Here is a 3,414-nt window from a genome sequence, read left to right as displayed (position 1 = left end):
GCCTTGGCAGGCGCCTTGCTGGGCGACGTTCCCGCACGGTGGGCGGAAATGGCGGTCACCAGGTCCCCCTTGCGCATGCGGGACCCACCGGAAATCCCCAGCTGGCTGGCAAGCGCCTGCAGCTGGGCGAGCTTCAGGCCGGCAAGGCCGCTGCTCTTGGTGGGTGCGGCCGTTGATGATCCGGCAGCAGAAGTTGATGTGTCCACAGCTGAAGACAGCTCAGTGGTTTCGGTCACGAAGGATCCTTCCCCCTCGACGGCGTCCAGACTGGGAGCTGGACGCGATGATTTGATCGGGCTGCAGTTCAGATTTGCAGCCGGGATTTTCGGCCTTGCCGGTTGGATTTCGGCCAGCAGGGCCGGATACTGATTCACCATACGCGCCGATTAATGACGGAACGCTGGACTGACGGTTCAGGGGCAGACACTTCTTGCTGCAGATTCCTGCGACAGACCAAGCAGGTGGCACCGAAAATATTGCGCAGTAGGAGACCGAAAGCAACTGAGTGCAATAACAGGTCAGATAGGCGGAATTACCGCCGGTGCATGTCCACCTTAGCACCTTCAACGTCCACTGCCAGCTTCAGCACCCGCCAGCCGATACCCGGCGTGTTGGCCGAGGTAAACGACTCGATGAACGAGAGCACTTCGGCGGCTTCGGCTTCACCGTTGGCCAGTACCAGCACAGTGGGCCCGGCCCCGGAAACCACTGCGGCATGGCCCGCGCTGCGCAGTGCCCTGATCAGGGCAGCACTGGGACGCATTGCCTCGGCCCGGTAGCTCTGGTGCAGGTAATCCTCGGTACCGGCCAGCAGGAATTCCGGCTTTTGCGTCAGCGCGTGGATAAGCAAGGCAGCGCGGCCGGAGTTCATCGCGGCTGCGTGATGCCCCACAGATGCGGGCAGCAGGGCGCGGGCGGCCTCCGTGGACAATTCGAAATCGGGCACGGCGACGATGGGGATCACCGAAGCGGCCACTGTGGCACACGTGCTGCTGTACCGGTCACTGTCCTGCCACGACAGCGCCAGTCCGCCGAAAATCGCCGGGGCAACGTTGTCCGGATGGCCTTCCATTTCGCTGGTCAGCTGAAGGATCCAGTCACGCCCACGCTGCTTTGACTCCGGCACAAGGGCGTTCGCTGCGGAAACAGCGGCCACCACGGCCGACGCCGAGGAACCAAGGCCCCGGCCGTGGGGGTTGACGTTCTGTGCTGTGATCCTGAGCCCGCCGTGCTTGTAGCCGAGCCGAACAAAGGCCGCTTCCATGGCCCGCACCACCAGGTGGCTGGCATCCCGGGGAAGGGTCTCCGCCCCCTCGCCGCTGAGCTCGAACACCAGCTCGTCGGTCTCAAGGCTCTCCACCGTCAGGGTGTCGTGCAACGCCAGGGCGAGGCCCAGGCTGTCGTATCCCGGGCCGAGGTTGGCGCTGGTGGCCGGGACCCTGACGGTGACGCGCTGTCCTGCCTCGATGACGGGCAGGTCGACGGCGGTGGGCGAGGTGGTTTTCAAGGCTACTTTTCTTCCAGTCCCAGTTCAGCGGCGACCGTAACAACGTCGTTGGAAACCTTCACGGGCTGCACCTCGCTGCCGTCCTCGGTGCGCAGGGCCCACTGGGGGTCCTTGAGTCCGTGGCCGGTAACGGTGATGACGATTGTCTTTCCCGACGGAACCTCGCCGGCGGCGTGCTTCTTGAGGAGCCCCGCCACACCTGCCGCGGAGCCCGGTTCAACAAAAACGCCTTCGCGGGCGGACAGCCAGCGGTGGGCGTCGAGGATCTGCTCGTCGGTTACCGCGTCGATGAAGCCGCCGGACTCGTCGCGGGCTGCGATGGCGCCGTCCCAGGAGGCGGGATTGCCGATCCGGATGGCCGTGGCGATGGTGTCCGGCTCCGTGATCGGGTGGCCCGCCACAAACGGTGCTGCACCTGCGGCCTGGAAGCCCCACATCTGCGGGGTCTTGGTGGATACCGCAGGCAGTGTCCCGGCAGTTTCGGACTCGAACGGGGCCGAGTACTCCTTGTAGCCCTTCCAGTACGCGGTGATGTTTCCGGCGTTCCCGACAGGAAGCACGTGGATGTCCGGGGCGTCACCCAGCGCGTCCACGATCTCGAAGGCGCCGGTCTTCTGGCCTTGGATACGGGCGGGGTTGACGGAGTTCACCAGGAACACCGGGTAGGACTCCCCCAGCTTCCGTGCAATGTCCAGGCAGTTGTCGAAGTTGCCGTCCACCTGCAGCAGGGTTGCGCCGTGGGCGATTGCCTGGCTGAGCTTGCCCATGGAGATCTTGCCCTCCGGGACCAGTACTGCACACTTCAGGCCTGCCGCGGTGGCGTAGGCAGCGGCCGAGGCCGAGGTGTTGCCGGTGGACGCGCAGACGACGGCCTTCGCGCCGGATGCGACGGCCGCGGTCATGGCCATGGTCATGCCGCGGTCCTTGAAGGACCCGGTGGGGTTCATCCCTTCCACCTTGAGGTAGACGGTTGACCCGGTGAGTTCAGAAAGCTTCTGCGCGTGGACCAGCGGAGTTCCGCCCTCGCCCAGCGTGATGACCCTGGTGGATTCCGTGACGGGCAGTCGGTCAGCGTATTCGCGGATAACGCCGCGCCATTGGTGAGCCACTTAGACTCCTTCTACCCGCAGAACGGATGTAACTGAATTGATGACGTCCAGGCCCTTGACGGCCTCGACGGTGGCCGCGAGGGCAGCCTCTGACGCGCGGTGCGTGACGATCCGCAGTTCGGCTGATTCCACGTTGGACTCTGCATCCTTGTGAATGGTCTGCCGCATGATTTCGATGGACACACCGTGCTCGGCGAAGAGCTGGGCGATCCGGGCCAGCACACCGGGCTGATCGGCGACGTCGAGCCCGATGTAGTAGCTGGTGGTTGCCGCTTCGATGGGCAGGGCAGGGACGTGGCCCGTGGTGGTTTCGGTGCGCTGAGGGCCGCCCAGTACCAGGCGGCGGGCCGCCGAAACGAGGTCACCCAGCACGGCCGACGCCGTCGGGGTGCCACCGGCGCCCTGGCCGTAGAACATCAGTTCCCCGGCATTTTCCGCTTCGATGAACACCGCATTGAACGCTCCGCGGACAGCGGCCAGCGGGTGCTCGCGGGGAAGCAGCGTCGGGTGAACGCGCACGGAGATGCCTTCGCCGCCGTCGGCATCCGTCAGCTTTTCGGCGATGGCCAGCAGCTTGATGACGAAACCTGCGTCCTTGGCGGCGGCGATATCTGCTGCACTGACGTTGGTGATGCCTTCGCAGTGGACATTCTCCAGAGCGAACCGCGTGTGGAAGGACAGCGTGGCCAGAATGGCAGCTTTGGCGGCAGCGTCGTGGCCTTCGACGTCGGCGGTGGGGTCCGCTTCCGCGTAGCCGAGGCGCTGGGCCTCGGCGAGGGCGTCAGCGAACTGGGCGCC

At 65.3% G+C, this 3,414-nt stretch carries 4 protein-coding genes; all 4 read right to left on the bottom strand.

Annotated features, from left to right (window positions below):
- Nucleotides 1-236 (bottom strand): Rho termination factor N-terminal domain-containing protein (locus DBR22_RS09235; protein WP_181365094.1); only part of this gene is annotated, 236 nt, incomplete at its 3' end.
- 296 nt (nt 237-532) lie between these two features.
- Nucleotides 533-1,507 (bottom strand): homoserine kinase, encoded by a 975-nt coding sequence (gene thrB / locus DBR22_RS09230; RefSeq protein ID WP_108598769.1) that lies wholly within the window; start codon nt 1,505-1,507, stop codon nt 533-535.
- A gap of 2 nt (nt 1,508-1,509) precedes the next feature.
- The gene (gene thrC, locus DBR22_RS09225; protein ID WP_108598768.1) at nt 1,510-2,616 is read right to left on the bottom strand and encodes a threonine synthase; all 1,107 of its coding nucleotides are present in this window, start codon (nt 2,614-2,616) and stop codon (nt 1,510-1,512) included.
- Nucleotides 2,617-3,414, bottom strand: a 798-nt coding sequence (locus DBR22_RS09220; RefSeq protein ID WP_146187447.1) for a homoserine dehydrogenase, incomplete at its 5' end; no start/stop codon positions are given.

Origin of the sequence: Arthrobacter sp. HMWF013, from assembly GCF_003061105.1 — a bacterium.
Taxonomy (GTDB): Bacteria; Actinomycetota; Actinomycetes; order Actinomycetales; family Micrococcaceae; genus Arthrobacter.
Note: the sequence above shows the minus strand (reverse complement) of the source record. Positions and strands in the feature narration are given on the sequence as shown.